The organism is Streptomyces sp. NPDC057271 (genome assembly GCF_042668715.1).
GTDB lineage: Bacteria > Actinomycetota > Actinomycetes > Streptomycetales > Streptomycetaceae > Streptomyces.
Genome location: NZ_JBHUYJ010000015.1, coordinates 39,644 through 57,607, shown reverse-complemented (window position 1 = coordinate 57,607; position 17,964 = coordinate 39,644). Strand labels below are relative to the sequence as shown.

The following is a 17,964-nucleotide window of genomic DNA, read 5'->3' as shown; positions in this document are numbered from 1 at the left end:
TTTTTAAACACTTACAGGGGGGGGAAACAGGGGGGGGCGTGGTTTCTCAGGAAGGCGCCCGAAGTGAAGGTGTCCGTGCTTGGTTTCCTGTCCTTGGGGGGGAGACCTGGCAGCCGGCACGCGTTCGTTGTCGGGGCGTCAGTCTGGGGGGCGTCAGCCCTTGTTGGGGCCTTCGTAGTCCTCGCCGTAGGCGCCCTTGGCGGGGCGGCGGCGGCGCATGGGCGGCTCGACGCCGTCGGCGAGGCGCCGGGCGGTGACGAGGAAGCCGGTGTGCCCGATCATGCGGTGGTCGGGGCGGACGGCCAGGCCCTCGACGTGCCAGTTGCGGATCATGGACTCCCACGGCTGCGGTTCGGCGTAGCAGCCGAACTCGCGGATGGACTCCACGGTGCGCGCGAGCTGGGTGGTGGTCGCCACGTAGCAGCAGAGGATGCCGCCGGGGACGAGGGCCTTGGAGACGGCCTCCAGGCACTCCCAGGGAGCGAGCATGTCCAGGATGACGCGGTCGACGTCGGTGTCGGACAGGTTGTCCTGGAGGTCGCCGACGGTCAGCTGCCAGGCGGGGTGCGGGCCGCCGAAGTATCGCTCGACGTTGCCCTTGGCGATCTCGGCGAAGTCCTCGCGGCGCTCGTAGGAGTGCAGCATGCCGCTGTCTCCGATGGCGCGCAGGAGGAAGCTGCTGAGAGAACCCGATCCCACACCGGCTTCCACGACGCGGGCGCCGGGGAAGATGTCGGCGAAGGCCAGGATCTGCCCCGCGTCCTTGGGGTAGACCACGGCGGCGCCGCGGGGCATGGACAGGACGTAGTCGGGGAGCAGGGGGCGCAGCGCGAGGTAGGCGACGTTTCCCGTGGTACGGACAACACTGCCCTCGGGAGCACCGATCAGCTCGTCGTGGGGGAAGGAACCCTTGTGGGTGTGGAAGTTCTTCCCGGCCTCGAGCGTGAACGTGTAGTGGCGTCCCTTGGGGTCGGTGAGCTGGACCTGGTCCCCGACCTTGAAGGGCCCGCGACGGCGGGCGGCACCGGTCGGTTCGGACATGTGACCAGAGTACCGGGGTTATGCGGAGGGTCTTGCCATGGCCTTGACGAAGGCGCGTTCCACGTCGGCGGCGGAGAGGACTCCGTAGATCTCGTCGGTCTCCTCGACGACGAGGTATTCGGAGGCCGGGCTGGCGCGGAGATGGTCGAGGAGGGGTTGGCCGGTGAGTTCGGCGGGGACCCTCATGCCGTCGGTGAGGTCCTGGGTGAGCGTGCTGACGGCGACCCAGGGGCGGCGGTGCTGGGGGACGCCGGCGATGGCGGTCTCGCGGACGAGGCCGGTGGGGTTGCCCTGGCCGTCGACGACGACGAGGGCGCGGGCCCCGGCCTCGTTGGCGCGGCGGAGCGCCTCGGAGAGCGGGGTGGTGGGCTCGACGGGGATCGCGCGCCGGGTGAGGGTGCGGGCCCTGAGTTCGGGGAGGTGTTCGCGGAGCCGGGCCATGCGGAGGCTGTTGCCGGCTCCGGTCCAGATGATGGCGGCCAGGATGGCGGCGAGCAGGGCGTCGGTGACGGTGTCCATGCCGCTGATCTCGTCGGTCGAGTTGCCGAGGAGGCCGGTGCGGGTGAGGAGGGGGAGGCCGATGAGGACGGCGACGGCGAGGGCGCGGCCGACCCAGGCGGCGGCGACGGTGCCGGTCATGGGCTTTCCGGTGATCTTCCAGACGACAGCACGCAGCATGCGGCCGCCGTCCAGAGGGAGGCCGGGCAGCAGGTTGAAGATCGCGACGATCAGGTTGGAGATCATCAGGCCGGCGAGGAGGACGCCGGGGACGGTGCCGGGCTCGACGGCGTACATCGTGAGGTAGAAGACGCCGGCGAGGACGAGGGAGAGGAGCGGGCCCACGAAGGCGAGCACGAACTCGCGGCCGGGGGTCTCCGTCTCCTTCTCGATCTCGGAGACTCCGCCGAAGAACTGGAGCTGGATGCGGCGCACCGGGAGTTTGAAGCGGAGCGCGGCGATGGTGTGGGCCAGTTCGTGCACGAGCACGGAGGCGTAGAAGGCGATCGCGAAGAAGAGGGAGACCAGGTAGCGGGCGGCGCCGAGGTCGGGCAGGACGCGCTGGATCTGGTCGCCGAAGACCCAGGTGATGAGGGCGGCGACGAGGAACCAGCTGGGCGCGACGTAGACGGGCACGCCGAAGGGGCGGCCCATGAGGATCCCTCCGCCAGGTTCCTCGCTCCGCCGGGTGCGGGCGTCGGCGTTGGCCGGCCGTTCCGCGTCGCCGGACCGCGGCCGCTTGTTCTCGCCGCGCTCGTCGTCCTGGTTCACGGGTTCCTCTCGTAGCCTTCCGCGCGACCCCTGTCGTGCGTCACTCTTCGATCATGCAGCGTGACGGGGTCCGGCGTCGATGGTATTCGGCTCGCTGTCGGTGGCGGGTCGTAGGGTCTGTGTCATGAGTACGAGCGAGCAGCCGCCCGTGGGGGCCAGGACGCCCACGTCGTTGTCGCCCTCGCGGGCGAGCGACTTCATGCAGTGTCCCCTGCTGTACCGGTTCCGCGTGATCGACAGGCTGCCCGAGAAGCCGAGCGAGGCGGCGACGCGGGGCACGCTGGTGCACGCGGTCCTGGAGCGGCTCTTCGACCATCCCGCGGCGGAGCGGACGGCGCCGCGGGCGAAGGCGTTGGTTCCGGGTCAGTGGGACCGGCTGCTGGAGTCGCGGCCCGAGCTGGGTGAGCTGTTCGCCGAGGACGCGGAGGGGGAGCGTCTGTCGCGCTGGCTGGTCGAGGCCGAGCGGCTGGTGGAGCGGTGGTTCACGCTGGAGGATCCAACGCGCCTGGAGCCGGCGGAGCGTGAGCTGTTCGTCGAGACGGAGCTCGACTCGGGGCTGCGGCTGCGCGGGGTGATCGACCGGATCGACGTGGCGCCGACGGGCGAAGTGCGGATCGTCGACTACAAGACGGGCAAGGCTCCGCGCCCGGAGTACAGCGAGGGCGCGCTCTTCCAGATGAAGTTCTACGCGCTGGTGATCTGGCGGCTGAAGCAGGTTATCCCGCGCCGTCTGCAGCTGGTGTACCTGGGCAGCGGTGACGTGCTGACGTACGACCCGGTGCAGGCGGATCTGCTCCGGGTGGAGCGGAAGCTGTTGGCGCTGTGGGAGGCGATCCGGCTCGCGACGGAGACGGGCGACTGGCGGCCGCGTCCGACGAAGCTGTGCGGCTGGTGCGACCACCAGGCGGTGTGCCCGGAGTTCGGCGGGACTCCCCCGGTGTATCCGCTGGAGATCAGAGGCACGGTCCGCGAGGAGGCCTCCGCCGAGATCCCGCGGGTCCGCGAGGAGAGTCGCGGAAAGGTGCGGGCGGAGACCCCGGCGGCGGCCCGGGAAGGGGTTCGGGACGAGGTCCGGGAAGGGGTTCGGGACGAGGTCCGGGACCGGGTTCGGGACGAGGTCCGGGAAGAGGTTCGGGACGAGACCCCGGCGGCGGCCCGGGAAGGGGTTCGGGAGAAGACTCTGGAGGAGATCGGGGAGAAGGCCCGGGAGGAGATCCAGGAGGAGGTCCGGGGCGAGATCGTTTCCGCGCGCCCGCCGGAGTCCGGCGATTCGGGGCAGGGCAGAATGGACCCGGTCCAGCCCGCGCCGTGAAGGAGTTCTCGTGGCTATCCGCGTCCTACTGGTCGACGACCAGCCGCTGCTGCGCACCGGTTTCCGGATGATCCTGGAGGCCGAGCAGGACATCGCGGTCGTCGGTGAGGCCGGGGACGGCCTGCAGGCCCTCGACCAGGTGCGGGCGCTCCAGCCCGACGTGGTGCTGATGGACATCCGGATGCCGAGGATGGACGGCGTCGAGGCGACGCGCCAGATCACGGGTCCGGGCCGGGACGGTCCGGCGAAGGTGCTGGTGCTGACCACCTTCGACCTGGACGAGTACGTGGTGGAGGCGCTGCGGGCGGGAGCCAGCGGCTTCCTCCTGAAGGACGCTCCGGCCAACGAGCTGGTGCAGGCGATCCGGGTGGTGGCGGCCGGCGAGGCGATGCTGGCACCGTCGATCACGCGCCGGCTGCTCGACAAGTACTCGGCGCACCTGCCGTCGGGCGACGAGCAGATGCCGGACACGCTGAACACTCTGACCGAGCGTGAGGTCGAGGTCCTGAAACTGGTGGCGCGGGGTCTGTCGAACGCGGAGATCGCGGCGGATCTGTTCGTCAGCGAGACGACCGTGAAGACGCACGTGGGCCATGTGCTGACGAAGCTGGGTCTGCGCGACCGGGTGCAGGCCGCGGTGTACGCGTACGAGAGCGGTCTGGTGCGCCCCGGCGCGCAGTAGGCGACGGACCGGTACACGGCGGGTACGGAACGGAAAGGGGCCCGGCACGCGTGATGCGTGCCGGGCCCCTTCGCTCGGCGCCACGGGACGGTGCACCGTGGCGCCGGGCGCCTCCGGGTGGCCCCCGTCAGCCCTTCTTGATCTCCCAGAAGCGGAAGACGGTCGAGGCGTCCAGGGTCCAGTCGAGACCCGTGATGCCGTCCCGGGCGACGGCGTACTGCTTACCCTGCCACAGCGGCAGGAGGGGCAGCTCCTCGGCGACGATGTCCTGGAGCTTGCCGAAGTCCTGGTCGGTGCCGGCGCGGTCGGCGGCCGCGGCGGTCTTCGGGAGCAGGGTGCCGGTGATGGTGTCGTTGGTGTAGTTGTTGCCGAGGACGTTGCCGTCGCCGAAGAACGGGGCGGTGAAGTTGTCGGCGTCCGGGTAGTCGGGCACCCAGCCCTTCACGTACACGCCGTACTTGCCCGCCGCGATGTCCTTCTCGTACTGGTCGTACGCGACGGACTTCACGTCGGCCTCGAACAGGCCGCTGCGGTTGAGCTGTTCGGCTATCGCCTTGAGCTCCTGGTCGGTGGAGGGGCCGTAGCGGCTCGGCGTGGACCAGAGGGTGAGCTTCACCTTGTCGGTGATGCCCGCCTTGCGCAGCGCCTTCTTGGCCTTGGCGGCGTCGGGGCTGCCGTAGGTGTCGTAGAAGGCGGTGTTGTGGCCGGCGATGCCCGCGGGGACGATCGAGTAGAGCGGCGTGGCGGTCGACTTGTAGACGTTCTGGACGAGCGCCTCGCGGTCGACGAGGTGGGCGATCGCCTGGCGGACGGCGAGCTTGCCGACGACGGGGTCCTTGACGTTGAAGACGAGATGCTGGACCTCGGCGCTGGTTCCCTGGACGACCTCGGCGCCCTGGTCGTCCGCGGAGGCTTCGAGGGTGGCGATGTCGTCGGCGTTGAGGCCTCGGTAGGCGACGTCGATGTCGTTGTCGGCGAAGGCCTTGGAGAGGGCTGCGCGGTCACCGCCGTACAGCTTGAGGGTGACACCGCCGTTCTGCGGCTTGGCGCTGCCCCGGTAGTCGGCGTTGACCGAGAAGACGGCCTCGGTGTCGCTGATGGAGTCCAGCTTGTACGGGCCGGAGCCGACCGCCTTGCCGTCGGTGCGCAGCGCGTTCTCGTCGTACTCGCGGTGGTCCACGATCGAGCCGGCGCCCGAGGCGATCTTGCTCGGGAAGGTGGCGTCGGGGGTCTTCAGGCGGAAGACGACCGTCAGGTCGTCGGGGGTGTCGATGGAGGCGATCGTGGAGAGCAGCGGCGCCGGGCCGGCCGGGTCGTCGATCTTCAGCGCGCGGTCGAAGGAGAACTTGACGTCCTTCGAGGTCAGCGGGTTGCCGTTGGAGAACTTCAGGCCCTCGCGCAGGGTGCAGGTGTAGACCTTGCTGCCGCCTGCGAAGGAGCACTTCTCGGCCGCTTCCGGCTGGGGCTCGGTGGTGCCCTTGGGGAAGCTGAGCAGGGACTGGAAGACGTTGTTGAACAGCAGCCAGGAACCGGGGTCGTAGCCGGCGGCCGGGTCGGTGGCCAGTACCTCGTCGGACATGCCGACGCGGACGTTGTCCCCGGAGCTCGCGGTGCCTCCGCCCTGCTCCGTGCCACAGCCGCTGAGCAGGGCGGCGGACAGGCCCGCGGCGAGGGGGGCCGTCAGCCACTTGTTGTGCTTCACAGAACGTGCCTCTTGATCTCTTGCCAGGCCGGTCGCGCGCGGGTGCGCGACCGGTGTAGCCGAACGGGTTGGGGAGGGTCAGGCGCTGCCGCGGCCGAGCTCCCACAGGAGCAGGTCCGAGGAGGTGTTCAGCGCCCATTCGACACCGGTCAGGTCGTCGTGTGCGGCGACGTACTGCTTGCCCTGCCAGAGCGGCAGGACCGGTACGTCCTGGGCGACGATCTTCTGGATCTGTCCGAAGACGGGGCTCGCGGCGCTGCGGTCGGCCGAGCGGCGGGAGCGCGGGATCAACTTGTCGCGTACGGACTCGTTGACGTAGGGGGTGTTCAGGAAGTTGTCGGCGTCCAGGAAGGGGGCGACGTAGTTGTCCGGGTCCGGGAAGTCGGGGAACCAGCCGAGGCCGTAGACGGGGAAGTCGCCACGCTTCTGCGCCGGCCGGAAGGTCGACCATTCGCTGCCCTTGACGGTCACGTCGAAGAGCCCGGTGGCGTTGAGCTGGTCGCGCAGTGTCTCGAACTCCGCCTTGGTGGCGGCTCCGTAGTGGTCGGTGGTGTAGTGCAGCGTGAGCGTGACCGGGGCGGTGATGTCGGCCTTGCGCAGGATGCCGGCCGCACGGCTCTTACTGGGCTCTCCGTAGGCGTCGAAGAAGGCGGTGGAGTGGCCGGTGACGCTGGAGGGGATCAGCGAGTAGAGCGGCTGGGCGGTCGCTCCGTAGACCGAGTCGACGATCGCGCCGCGGTCGATGACGGTGGCCATGGCCTGCCGGACGGCCTTGTCCTTGACGGACGGGGCGTCGGTGTCGAAGGCGAGGTAGCGGATCTCTAGTCCGGGGACCTCGGTGAGCTCGATGCCGTCCTTGGGCTTCTCGGTGAGCGACTTGACCTGGTCGAGCGACATGGAGCGGGTCATCATGTCGATCTCGCGGCTCTCCAGGGCCTTGCCCATGACGTCCGCGTCGGGGAAGGAGCGCAGCTCGACCTTGTCGTTGTTCAGGGCGATGTCGCCCTTGTAGTTCGGGTTCCTGGTGAAGACGGCCTTGAGGATGCGCTCACCGTCGCGTTCGGTCTTCATGACGTACGGGCCGGAGCCGTCGACGTCGAAGCCCTCGCGGAGTTCCTCGGCGCTGTACTTGTTCCTGCTGAGGATGCCGGCGACCGGGGTGGAGAGCTTGTACGGGAAGGTCGCGTCGGGGGTCTTGAGGTGGAACACGACCTCGCGCTCGCCGTTGGTCTCGACGGTGTCGACGTTGGCGAGGAGGGCGGCGGTGCCGTTGTCCGACTTGATGGCGAGGACGCGCTCGACGGAGAACTTGACGTCCTCGGCGGTGAGGGGCGTGCCGTCGGCGAAGGTGAGTCCCTCGCGGAGCTTGCAGCGGTAGCTTTCGCTGGCCCGGTCGCTGAAGCCGCAGCTCTCGGCGGCCTCGGGGACGGGCTCGCCGCCGCCGCGGGGCACGTGCATCAGGGTCTGGACGGTCTGCCGGAGGACGTTCCAGGCACCGGTGTCGTAGGCGAAGGCCGGGTCGAAGGGCGCGGGGGCCTCGCTGGTGGCGACGAACTGGTCCGTGGTGCCGACGACGATGGCTCTGGACTCGTCCGAGTCGCCGCAGGCGACGAGCAGCGGGGCGAGCAGGCCGGCGACGGCCGGCAGGGCCAAGGTCTTGCGGTTCATCCGGGGCGTTCTCCTCATCCCGCACTGGGATACAGCGGCGTACGGACACTCCGCCGCTGCCGCCCGTTCCGGGCGGGCGATCGGGCCGGGATGGTGAGCGATCGGTCCTGTGTTCGCGGCGACCGGGAGGGGGCGCCGGTGCACGCGGATGGTGCGGCGAAGTACTCGCGAAAGATTAGTGGGAGACGCCGATACGACGGACCGCGCAGGAGCGGGCCCGGATGCGGATAGTGATCATGAATACGGTGGGCCCGATAGTCATGCGCGGGAACGATTCAGCAGGGAACGCGCGAATCGGTACAGATTTCGGGGGTCGAACCCGGCTTTTCGGGCATGGGGTACGGGAGTGCCACCGGCGGTCCTGCACGCTGCGTGACGAAGGTCACGCGTGCGGCCGTTCCACGGATGGCCGGTCCCGTTCCATGGATGGCCGATCACAGAGGTACGGAAGGGATCCCCGTCCGCCTCACGGCCCGGTGGTCACCGACGGCGTCACGGCCCGGTGATCAGTGTCCGCAGGAAGGGCACGTCCACGTCCTCCAGGGAGCGGACCACGACCCGGCCGGCGGAGGGGAAGATCGGGGCGACCGAGGGGACGGCGACCACGCGGCAGCCCGCGGCCTCGGCGGCCGCCACCCCGGTCGCGGTGTCCTCGATGACGGCGCACAGCGAAGGGTCGGCACCGACCCCGCTCGCCGCCGTCAGATACGGCTCGGGGTGGGGCTTGGTGCGCAGCACCTCGTCACCGGCCACCGTGAGGGTGAAAGGGTCACGGCCGAGCGAGGCGAGGACCCGGTCGATGATCCGGCGGTGCGAGGCGGAGACGAGTGCGGTCGGGATGTTGTGCTGCGCGAGCTCGGCGAGGAGCCGCTCGGCGCCCGGCATCAGCGGCACGCCCCGGCCGATGCGCTGCTCGAACCTCTCGTTGAGCAGGACCGTGAGCTCGGACAGCGTGATGTCGGCACCGGTGGCCTCGATGAGATAGCCCGCGCTGCGGGTCATGGGGCCGCCCACCACGATGTCGCGCCAGGCCTCGTCCAGCCGGTGCCCGAGGTCGGCGAAGACCTCGACCTCCGCGTCCCACCAGAACCCCTCGGTGTCGACCAGGGTGCCGTCCATGTCGAGGAAGACCGCTTGCAGGGCGGAGCTTCCGTCGGCGCGGAACAGCGACGCGGGGACCGTACTGGTCATCCGGCACACCTCCATGGAGGGACGAGAAGGCCGGTCTCCCTCCCCGGTACGGGGTAGGGGACCGGCCTGCACTGGACCGACCAGTGTACGTCCGGATCACCGGAGGTGCGCTGATTTACCCGAGAGGCGGGTGTTACCGCGCGTTGAAGTACTTCGCCTCGGGGTGGTGGATCACGATGGCGTCGGTGGACTGCTCGGGGTGGAGCTGGTACTCCTCCGACAGCTGGACACCGATCCGCTCGGGGTTCAGCAGATCCGCGATCTTCGCCCGGTCCTCCAGGTCGGGGCAGGCCCCGTAGCCGAGCGAGAAGCGGGCGCCGCGGTACTTGAGCGCGAACATGTCCTCGACGTCGGCCGGGTCCTCGCCCGCGAAGCCCAGCTCGGCGCGGACCCGGGCGTGCCAGTACTCGGCGAGGGCCTCGGCCAGCTGCACGGAGAGACCGTGCAGCTCCAGGTAGTCACGGTAGGAGTCGGACTCGAACAGCTTGGCGGTGGCCTCGCCGATCTTCGAGCCGACGGTGACGACCTGGAGGCCGACGACGTCCGTCCCGCCGGACTCCTCGGGGCGGAAGAAGTCCGCGAGGCAGAGGCGGCGACCGCGGCGCTGGCGCGGGAAGGTGAAGCGGGTCCGCTCGTTCCCGGCCTCGTCGAGGATGATCAGGTCGTCGCCCTTGGAGACACAGGGGAAGTAGCCGTGGACGACGGCCGCCTCCAGGAGGTTCTCGGTGTGCAGCTTGTCCAGCAGGCCGCGAAGCCGGGGCCGGCCCTCGGTCTCGACGAGTTCCTCGTACGTCGCGCCGCCCGCGCGGGCCTGCTTCAGTCCCCACTGGCCCTTGAACAGGGCGCCTTCGTCCAGCCAGGACGCGTAGTCCTTCAGCGGGATGCCCTTGCTGACGCGGGTGCCCCAGAACGGCGGGGTGGGCACCGGGTTGTCCGTGGCCACGTCGGAACGGCCGCCCGGCTCCGGCTCCTCCACCTGGAGGGCCGTGGTGTCCCGCTTGGCGACCCGGCGCTGCTTGAGTTCCGGCAGTACGGCCCCGGGGACACCGCGCTTGACGGCGATGAGCGCGTCCATCAGCCGCAGGCCCTCGAAGGCGTCGCGGGCGTAGCGGACCTCGCCCTGGTAGATCTCGTGGAGGTCCTGCTCGACATAGGCACGAGTCAGGGCGGCTCCACCGAGGATCACGGGATACTTGGCGGCCAGCTCACGCTGGTTGAGCTCCTCCAGGTTCTCCTTCATGATCACGGTCGACTTCACCAGGAGACCGGACATGCCGATGACGTCGGCGCGGTGCTCCTCCGCGGCCTCCAGGATCGCCGAGACCGGCTGCTTGATGCCCAGGTTGACCACGTTGTAGCCGTTGTTGGAGAGGATGATGTCGACGAGGTTCTTGCCGATGTCGTGGACATCGCCCCGGACGGTCGCCAGTACGATCGTGCCCTTGCCGTCCGCGTCCGTCTTCTCCATGTGCGGTTCGAGGTAGGCCACAGCCGTCTTCATGACCTCGGCCGACTGCAGCACGAACGGCAGCTGCATCTGGCCCGACCCGAACAGCTCGCCGACGACCTTCATGCCGTCGAGCAGCGTCTCGTTCACGATGTCGAGGGCCGGGCGCTCCTGCAGGGCCTCGGCGAGGTCCGCCTCCAGGCCGTTCTTCTCACCGTCGATGATGCGGCGCTTGAGGCGCTCCTCCAGCGGCAGGGCGAGGAGCTCCTCGGTCTTGCCGGCCTTCATCGACTTGGTGGTGGCGCCCTCGAAGAGGGCCATCAGCTTCTGCAGCGGGTCGTAGCCCTCCGCGCGCCGGTCGTAGATCAGGTCGAGTGCGGTGCTGACCTGCTCCTCGTCGAAGCGGGCGATCGGCAGGATCTTCGAGGCGTGCACGATCGCCGAGTCGAGGCCGGCCTTGACGCACTCGTCGAGGAAGACGGAGTTGAGCAGGATGCGGGCCGCCGGGTTGAGCCCGAAGGAGATGTTGGACAGGCCCAGTGTGGTCTGGACGTCCGGGTGGCGCCGCTTGAGTTCGCGGATGGCCTCGATGGTGGCGATGCCGTCCTTGCGGGACTCCTCCTGCCCGGTGCAGATGGTGAAGGTGAGGGTGTCGATCAGGATGTCCGACTCGTGGATGCCCCAGTTGCCGGTCAGGTCCTCGATGAGCCGCTCGGCGATCGCGACCTTGTTCTCGACGGTGCGGGCCTGGCCCTCCTCGTCGATGGTGAGGGCGATCAGCGCGGCACCGTGCTCCTGGGCCAGACGGGTGACCTTGGCGAAGCGGGAGTCGGGTCCGTCGCCGTCCTCGTAGTTGACGGAGTTGATGACGGCACGGCCGCCCAGCTTCTCCAGACCTGCCTTGATGACGTCGACCTCGGTGGAGTCGAGGACGATCGGCAGGGTCGAGGCGGTGGCGAAGCGGCCGGCCAGCTCCTCCATGTCGGCGACGCCGTCCCGGCCGACGTAGTCGACGCAGAGGTCGAGCATGTGCGCGCCCTCGCGGATCTGGTCGCGTGCCATCTCGACGCAGTCGTCCCAGCGGCCCTCCAGCATGGCCTCGCGGAACTTCTTGGAGCCGTTGGCGTTGGTGCGCTCGCCGATCGCCATGTAGGAGGTGTCCTGGCGGAACGGGACCGTCTGGTAGAGCGAGGCGGCGCCGGGCTCGGGACGCGGTTCGCGGGCGCCGGGGGTGAGGTCGCGGACGCGCTCGACGACCTGGCGCAGATGTTCCGGGGTCGTACCGCAGCAGCCACCGATCAGGGAGAGGCCGTACTCGCGGACGAAGGTCTCCTGGGCGTCGGCGAGCTCGGCCGGGGTCAGCGGGTAGTGCGCGCCGTTCTTCCCGAGGACGGGCAGGCCGGCGTTGGGCATGCAGGAGAGCGGGATACGGGAGTGGCGGGCCAGGTAGCGCAGGTGCTCGCTCATCTCGGCCGGACCGGTGGCGCAGTTCAGGCCGATCATGTCGATGCCGAGCGGTTCGAGCGCGGTGAGCGCGGCGCCGATCTCCGAGCCGAGCAGCATGGTGCCGGTGGTCTCGACCGTGACCGACACGATCAGCGGCACGTCGGCACCGAGCGCGTCCAGGGCGCGGCGCGCGCCGATGACGGACGCCTTGGTCTGCAGCAGGTCCTGGGTGGTCTCCACCAGCAGCGCGTCCGCGCCACCGGCGAGCATGCCCTCGGCGTTCTGCTGATAGGCGTCGCGCAGAGCGGTGTACGGGGCGTGGCCCAGCGTCGGAAGCTTCGTACCGGGGCCCATGGAGCCGAGGACCCAGCGCTGCCGTCCGGTCGAGGCGGTGAACTCGTCGGCGACCTCGCGGGCGATGCGGGCGCCGGATTCCGACAGCTCGTACACCCGCTCGGGGATGTCGTACTCCCCCAGGGCGGCGAGGTTGGCGCCGAACGTGTTGGTCTCCACGCAGTCGACACCCGCGGCGAAGTACTCCTCGTGCACCGAGCGGACGATGTCGGGCCGGGTCACGTTCAGGATCTCGTTGCAGCCTTCGAGGTTCTGGAAGTCCTCGAGGCTGGGGTCCTGCGCCTGGAGCATGGTGCCCATGGCTCCGTCGGCCACGACCACCCTGGTCGCGAGTGCCTCGCGGAGGGCTGTGGCGCGGGTCCGGCTGTCTGCGGAAGGGGTCGGCGACGAGGCCATGGATGAGCTCCCTGGGATGCGACGGCTGTCGGCTTTGCACGCTCGGCGGAGGGTGCACGGAGCCAGACTAACCGCGTGGGTGCCGGGGTGGACATCGCGTTCCACTGGGCGGACGGCATCCTGTGTCCCGGGGCTCCCGGTCGCGGCCGTTCATGCCCGACACTGTGTAGGTAAAGACCGGTCGGCATCGACCGATAGTGTTCAGCATTGTCGAACAGCATGATCCAAGCGATCCTGTTGCCCGAGGATCCACGGGACAACCGGGGATCGGGACATCAATGGACAGGGAGAAGGGCCGGGCGATGGCGAAGAACATCCAGTCGCTTGAACGGGCGGCGGCGATGCTGCGACTGCTCGCGGGCGGCGAGCGCCGGCTCGGCCTGTCCGACATCGCCTCGTCCCTCGGCCTGGCGAAGGGCACGGCGCACGGCATCCTGCGCACCCTGCAGGCCGAGGGTTTCGTGGAACAGGAGGCGGCCTCGGGCCGCTACCAGCTGGGCGCCGAACTGCTGCGCCTGGGCAACAGCTATCTGGACGTGCACGAGCTGCGGGCGCGAGCGCTGGTCTGGACGGACGACCTGGCGCGGTCCAGCGGCGAGAGCGTCCACCTCGGCGTACTGCACCAGCAGGGCGTGCTGATCGTGCACCACGTCTTCCGCCCGGACGACAGCAGGCAGGTCCTGGAGGTCGGGGCCATGCAGCCGCTGCACTCCACGGCCCTCGGCAAGGTCCTCTCGGCGTACGACCCGGTGGCGCACAGCGAAGTCCTGGAGGTGCCGCGCGAGGGCTTCACGCCCCGTACGGTCACCGAACTCAAGGAGTTCGAGACGCTGCTCGACGTGACGCGGGCCAAGGGCTGGGCCGCGGACGTGGAGGAGACCTGGGAGGGCGTGGCCTCGGTGGCCGCCCCGATCCACGACCGGCGCAGGATGCCGGTGGGCGCGGTGGCGATCACGGGCGCCGTGGAGCGGGTCTGCGACGGGGGCGAGCTGCGTTCCGAGCTCGTCGCCGCGGTACGGGACTGCGCCCGCGCCGTCTCCCGCGACCTGGGCGCGGGGCGCTTCTGAAACGGAACCGCTGACCAGGGGCGCGCGAGCGCGCGAAAGCACACGCGGAACCCGTCGGTAACGATCCCGTTATCGGCGGGTTTTTCGTTACCGGAACCCTTGACGCGCTGTTAACCGGAGGGCAAAACTTCCGTTCATCGGTCGGCATTGTCGAACACCTACCGGCAATACGCGCTAGAGTGTGGCAGTGCCAAGGGCCGGCAACGCCCTCATCAGAGGGCGCGGACCACCGGAGGGACCCGGGGTTCGCCTTCCCCTGGACGAAGGACAAAGGAGTCGCGGGTGTCCAGCTCCGACATCTTCATCGGCGAGATCATTGGTACCGCCGTACTCATTCTGCTCGGCGGCGGTGTCGTCGCCGCCGTTGTGCTCAAGCGCTCGAAGGCCCAGAACGCCGGATGGCTCGCCATCACCTTCGGGTGGGGCTTCGCGGTCATGACCGCCGTGTACATGACGGGTACCCTCTCGGGCGCCCACCTGAACCCCGCCGTCACCGTGGGCATCGCCCTCAAGGACGGGGACTGGAGCAACGTTCCGGTCTACTTCGCGGGTCAGATGCTCGGCGCCATGCTCGGCGCGTTCCTGGTCTGGGTCGCGTACTACGGACAGTTCCAGGCCCACCTCACGGACCAGGAGATCATCTCCGCGCCGCCGCACGAGGAGGGCATGGTCGACCAGAAGGCCGCCCCCAAGGCGGGCCCGGTGCTCGGTGTCTTCTCCACCGGCCCCGAGGTCCGGGTCGTCTGGCAGAACCTGGCCACCGAGATCATCGGCACCGTCGTGCTGGTCCTCGCGGTGCTCACGCAGGGCCTCAACGACAGCGGCAAGGGCCTCGGCGTCATCGGCGCCCTGATCACCGCGTTCGTCGTGGTCTCCATCGGCCTCTCGCTCGGCGGCCCGACCGGTTACGCCATCAACCCGGCACGTGACCTCGGCCCGCGCGTCGTGCACGCCCTGCTCCCGCTGCCGAACAAGGGTGGCTCCGACTGGGGGTACGCCTGGATCCCGGTCGTCGGCCCCCTGGTGGGTGGCGCCATCGCCGCGGGTATCTACAACATCGCGTTCGCCTGAGCCGTCCTTCCACCCAGACCTCCTTGGAGCACACCGTGACCGACGCACACACCGCCGGCTCTTCCTCCCACGGCAGCGGCCCGTTCATCGCCGCCATCGACCAGGGCACCACCTCCTCCCGCTGCATCGTCTTCGACAAGGACGGCCGGATCGTCTCGGTCGACCAGAAGGAGCACGAGCAGATCTTCCCGAAGCCGGGCTGGGTCGAGCACGACGCCGCCGAGATCTGGGCCAACGTCCAGGAAGTCGTGGCGGGCGCCATCGACAAGGCGGGCATCACCTCCGCCGACGTCAAGGCCATCGGCATCACCAACCAGCGCGAGACCACCCTGCTCTGGGACAAGAACACCGGTGAGCCCGTCCACAACGCCCTCGTCTGGCAGGACACCCGCACCGACGCCCTCTGCAAGGAACTCGGCCGCAACGTCGGCCAGGACCGCTTCCGCCGTGAGACCGGCCTGCCGCTCGCCTCGTACTTCTCCGGCCCCAAGGTCCGCTGGCTGCTCGACAACGTCGAGGGCCTGCGCGAGCGTGCCGAGCGCGGCGACATCCTCTTCGGCACCATGGACTCCTGGGTCATCTGGAACCTCACGGGCGGTGTCGACGGCGGTCACCACGTCACCGACGTCACCAACGCCTCGCGCACCATGCTGATGAACCTGCACACCATGACCTGGGACGAGAAGATCCTTCAGTCCATGGAGGTCCCGGCCGCCGTGCTGCCGGAGATCCGTTCCTCCGCCGAGGTGTACGGCACCGTCAAGGGCGGCGTCCTGGACGGCGTCCCGGTCGCCTCCGCGCTGGGCGACCAGCAGGCCGCGCTGTTCGGCCAGACGTGTTTCGCCGAGGGCGAGGCCAAGTCCACGTACGGCACCGGCACCTTCATGCTGATGAACACCGGCGACAAGATCATCAACTCCTACAGCGGGCTGCTGACCACCGTCGGCTACCAGATCGGCGACGAGAAGCCGGTCTACGCCCTGGAGGGCTCGATCGCCGTCACCGGTTCGCTGGTGCAGTGGATGCGCGACCAGATGGGCCTCATCAAGTCCGCCGCCGAGATCGAGACCCTCGCGTCCTCGGTCGAGGACAACGGCGGCGCCTACTTCGTGCCGGCCTTCTCCGGCCTGTTCGCCCCGTACTGGCGCTCCGACGCCCGCGGTGTGATCGCCGGCCTCACCCGGTACGTCACCAAGGCGCACATCGCGCGCGCCGTCCTGGAGGCCACCGCCTGGCAGACCCGCGAGATCACCGACGCCATGACGAAGGACTCCGGCGTCGAGCTGACCGCGCTCAAGGTCGACGGCGGCATGACCTCCAACAACCTGTTGATGCAGACCCTCTCGGACTTCCTCGACGCGCCGGTCGTGCGCCCGATGGTCGCCGAGACCACCTGCCTCGGTGCCGCCTACGCCGCCGGCCTGGCCGTCGGCTTCTGGCCCGACACCGACGCCCTGCGCGCCAACTGGCGCCGCGCGGCGGAATGGACCCCTCGCATGGACGCCGACAAGCGTGACCGCGAGTACAAGAGCTGGCTGAAGGCCGTTGAACGCTCCATGGGCTGGCTCGAAGACGGATCTGACGAGGAGTAATTCGACATGACCACCCTGCAGAGCGTCCCCGCCCTGGGGACGCGACCGGCCGCCGGTTCCCTTCCGAGCCGCGCCGAGACCCGGGAGCAGCTTTCCAAGGCGACGTACGACCTCCTGGTCATCGGCGGCGGCATCCTGGGCATCTCCACCGCCTGGCACGCCGCGCAGTCCGGCCTGCGGGTGGCCCTGGTGGACGCCGGCGACTTCGCCGGCGCCACCTCCTCCGCCTCCTCCAAGCTTCTCCACGGCGGTCTGCGCTACCTGCAGACCGGCGCGGTGAAGCTGGTGGCGGAGAACCACTTCGAGCGGCGTGCGGTCTCGCGTCAGGTGGCACCGCACCTCGCCAACCCCCTCACCTTCTACCTGCCCGTCTACAAGGGCGGCCCGCACGGCGCCGCCAAGCTCGGCGCCGGTGTCTTCGCGTACTCGGCCCTCTCCGCCTTCGGTGACGGCGTCGGCCACCTGCTCGGCCCGGCGAAGGCCGCGCAGGACGTGCCGGAGCTGCGCACGGACAACCTGAAGGCCGTGGCCGTGTACGGCGACGACCAGATGAACGACGCCCGCATGGCGCTGATGACGGTCCGCGCCGCCGTCGACGCCGGCGCCGTCGTCCTCAACCACGCCGAGGTCACCGGGCTGCGCTTCACCCGCGGCCGGGTCACGGGCGCGGAGCTGAAGGACCGGACGAGCGGCGACGAGTTCGGCGTCACCGCCCGCCTGGTGCTGAACGCGACCGGCCCCTGGGTCGATCACCTGCGCAGGATGGAGGACCCGAACGCGGCGCCCTCCATCCGCCTCTCCAAGGGCGCGCACCTGGTCCTGAAGCGGACGTCGCCGTGGAAGGCCGCCCTCGCGACCCCCATCGACAAGTACCGCATCACCTTCGCCCTCCCGTGGGAGGACATGCTGCTGCTCGGCACCACCGACGAGGAGTACGAGGGCGACCCCGGCGAGGTCGAGGTGACCGAGAAGGACACCGCGCAGATCCTGGACGAGGCCGCGTTCTCCATACGCGACCAGCAGTTGTCGCGCGACCTGATCACCTACGCCTTCGCCGGTCTGCGGGTGCTGCCGGGCGGTCCCGGCGACACGTCCAAGGCCAAGCGCGAGACGGTCGTCACCGAGGGCCGCGGCGGGATGCTGTCGGTGGCCGGCGGCAAGTGGACGACCTTCCGCCACATCGGCCGTACGGTGATGAAGAAGCTGGAGTCCCTGCCGGGCCACCCGCTGGGCGAGGACTACGAGTCGGTCTCCACGCTGCCGAAGCGGCTCCCGCTGCCCGGTATCGCCAACCCGAACGCGGTCGCGCACCGGCTGCTCGTGGACGGTCCGGCCCCCGGCCCGCGGATGGCCGCCGACACCGCCAAGCACCTGGCGACGCACTACGGTTCGCTCTCCTTCGACATCGCGCGGATGGCGAACGAGAACCCCGAGCTGGCGCGGCGCATCCACCCGGACGCGCCGGAGATCTGGGCGCAGGTCGCCTACGCCCGTGACCACGAGTGGGCGGAGACGGCGGACGACGTGCTGCGGCGCCGTACGACGCTGACGATCCGCGGTCTGGCGACGGACGAGATCCGTGCCAAGGTCGAGGACATGCTCGGCGAGTAGCGCCATGTGAGGGGCGGTCTCCACGGGAGACCGCCCCTCACGCGTTCGTGTGCCGAGGCCCGTTCCTGGGTAGTCGATCAAGGCCGCGAAGGCTCCCGGTGGTGCACGAGGGCTG

The 17,964-nt window shown here is 69.6% G+C and carries 11 protein-coding genes and 1 pseudogene; 6 read left to right on the top strand and 6 right to left on the bottom strand.

Features of this window, described 5'->3' with window-relative positions:
• Positions 1-153: 153 nt before the first annotated feature.
• Both ACFUJR_RS10375 and ACFUJR_RS10370 read right to left on the bottom strand, forming a co-directional pair.
• Positions 154-1,041: a tRNA (adenine-N1)-methyltransferase gene (locus tag ACFUJR_RS10375; protein ID WP_019884997.1), complete on the bottom strand. Its 888-nt coding sequence runs from the start codon at positions 1,039-1,041 to the stop codon at positions 154-156.
• 18 nt (positions 1,042-1,059) lie between these two features.
• A complete protein-coding gene (locus tag ACFUJR_RS10370; protein WP_383174998.1) occupies positions 1,060-2,193 on the bottom strand; it encodes a site-2 protease family protein in 1,134 nt (377 codons plus the stop codon).
• Between the two features lie 316 nt (positions 2,194-2,509).
• On the opposite strand from ACFUJR_RS10370, the pseudogene ACFUJR_RS10365 reads away from it, so the two are divergent.
• Positions 2,510-3,268, top strand: a pseudogene (locus tag ACFUJR_RS10365) (RecB family exonuclease); the annotation flags it as partial.
• 364 nt (positions 3,269-3,632) lie between these two features.
• Entirely contained in the window at positions 3,633-4,304 is a 672-nt protein-coding gene (locus tag ACFUJR_RS10360) for a response regulator (protein WP_383174984.1), read from the top strand.
• Positions 4,305-4,431: 127 nt separating this feature from the next.
• Here the strand turns inward: ACFUJR_RS10360 and ACFUJR_RS10355 are convergent, their stop codons facing one another.
• From ACFUJR_RS10355 to metH, 4 genes are all read right to left on the bottom strand, one after another.
• Positions 4,432-6,006 carry an ABC transporter substrate-binding protein gene (locus ACFUJR_RS10355; protein WP_383174981.1) on the bottom strand — a complete coding sequence of 525 codons (1,575 nt, stop codon included), beginning with the start codon at positions 6,004-6,006 and terminating at the stop codon, positions 4,432-4,434.
• A gap of 78 nt (positions 6,007-6,084) precedes the next feature.
• Positions 6,085-7,674 (bottom strand): ABC transporter substrate-binding protein, encoded by a 1,590-nt coding sequence (locus ACFUJR_RS10350; protein WP_383174978.1) that lies wholly within the window; start codon positions 7,672-7,674, stop codon positions 6,085-6,087.
• A 492-nt stretch (positions 7,675-8,166) separates the two neighbouring features.
• On the bottom strand, positions 8,167-8,865 hold the full coding sequence (locus ACFUJR_RS10345; RefSeq protein WP_383174975.1) for an HAD family hydrolase: 699 nt from the start codon (positions 8,863-8,865) through the stop codon (positions 8,167-8,169).
• A 133-nt stretch (positions 8,866-8,998) separates the two neighbouring features.
• Entirely contained in the window at positions 8,999-12,508 is a 3,510-nt protein-coding gene (gene metH, locus ACFUJR_RS10340) for a methionine synthase (protein ID WP_383174972.1), read from the bottom strand.
• Between the two features lie 302 nt (positions 12,509-12,810).
• Here metH and ACFUJR_RS10335 point away from each other — a divergent pair, with 302 nt between their 5' ends.
• The 4 genes from ACFUJR_RS10335 (at position 12,811) to ACFUJR_RS10320 (ending at position 17,849) form a co-directional block, all read left to right on the top strand.
• Positions 12,811-13,575, top strand: a complete 765-nt coding sequence (locus ACFUJR_RS10335) for an IclR family transcriptional regulator (protein ID WP_383174995.1) — start codon at positions 12,811-12,813, stop codon at positions 13,573-13,575.
• A gap of 282 nt (positions 13,576-13,857) precedes the next feature.
• Positions 13,858-14,646: an MIP/aquaporin family protein gene (locus tag ACFUJR_RS10330; RefSeq protein ID WP_383174969.1), complete on the top strand. Its 789-nt coding sequence runs from the start codon at positions 13,858-13,860 to the stop codon at positions 14,644-14,646.
• 35 nt (positions 14,647-14,681) lie between these two features.
• Positions 14,682-16,238: a glycerol kinase GlpK gene (glpK, locus tag ACFUJR_RS10325; protein ID WP_383174966.1), complete on the top strand. Its 1,557-nt coding sequence runs from the start codon at positions 14,682-14,684 to the stop codon at positions 16,236-16,238.
• Between the two features lie 6 nt (positions 16,239-16,244).
• The gene (locus ACFUJR_RS10320) at positions 16,245-17,849 is read left to right on the top strand and encodes an FAD-dependent oxidoreductase (protein ID WP_383174963.1); all 1,605 of its coding nucleotides are present in this window, start codon (positions 16,245-16,247) and stop codon (positions 17,847-17,849) included.
• Positions 17,850-17,964: the final 115 nt, after the last annotated feature.

Bases quoted from the DNA above. Each gene is read 5' to 3' on its own strand.
- ACFUJR_RS10350 (WP_383174978.1), bottom strand. From the start codon at position 7,674: ATGAACCGCAAGACCTTGGCCCTGCCGGCCGTCGCCGGCCTGCTCGCC.
- ACFUJR_RS10320 (WP_383174963.1), top strand. From the start codon at position 16,245: ATGACCACCCTGCAGAGCGTCCCCGCCCTGGGGACGCGACCGGCCGCC.
- ACFUJR_RS10345 (WP_383174975.1), bottom strand. From the start codon at position 8,865: ATGACCAGTACGGTCCCCGCGTCGCTGTTCCGCGCCGACGGAAGCTCC.
- ACFUJR_RS10335 (WP_383174995.1), top strand. From the start codon at position 12,811: ATGGCGAAGAACATCCAGTCGCTTGAACGGGCGGCGGCGATGCTGCGA.
- ACFUJR_RS10370 (WP_383174998.1), bottom strand. From the start codon at position 2,193: ATGGGCCGCCCCTTCGGCGTGCCCGTCTACGTCGCGCCCAGCTGGTTC.
- ACFUJR_RS10375 (WP_019884997.1), bottom strand. From the start codon at position 1,041: ATGTCCGAACCGACCGGTGCCGCCCGCCGTCGCGGGCCCTTCAAGGTC.
- metH (WP_383174972.1), bottom strand. From the start codon at position 12,508: ATGGCCTCGTCGCCGACCCCTTCCGCAGACAGCCGGACCCGCGCCACA.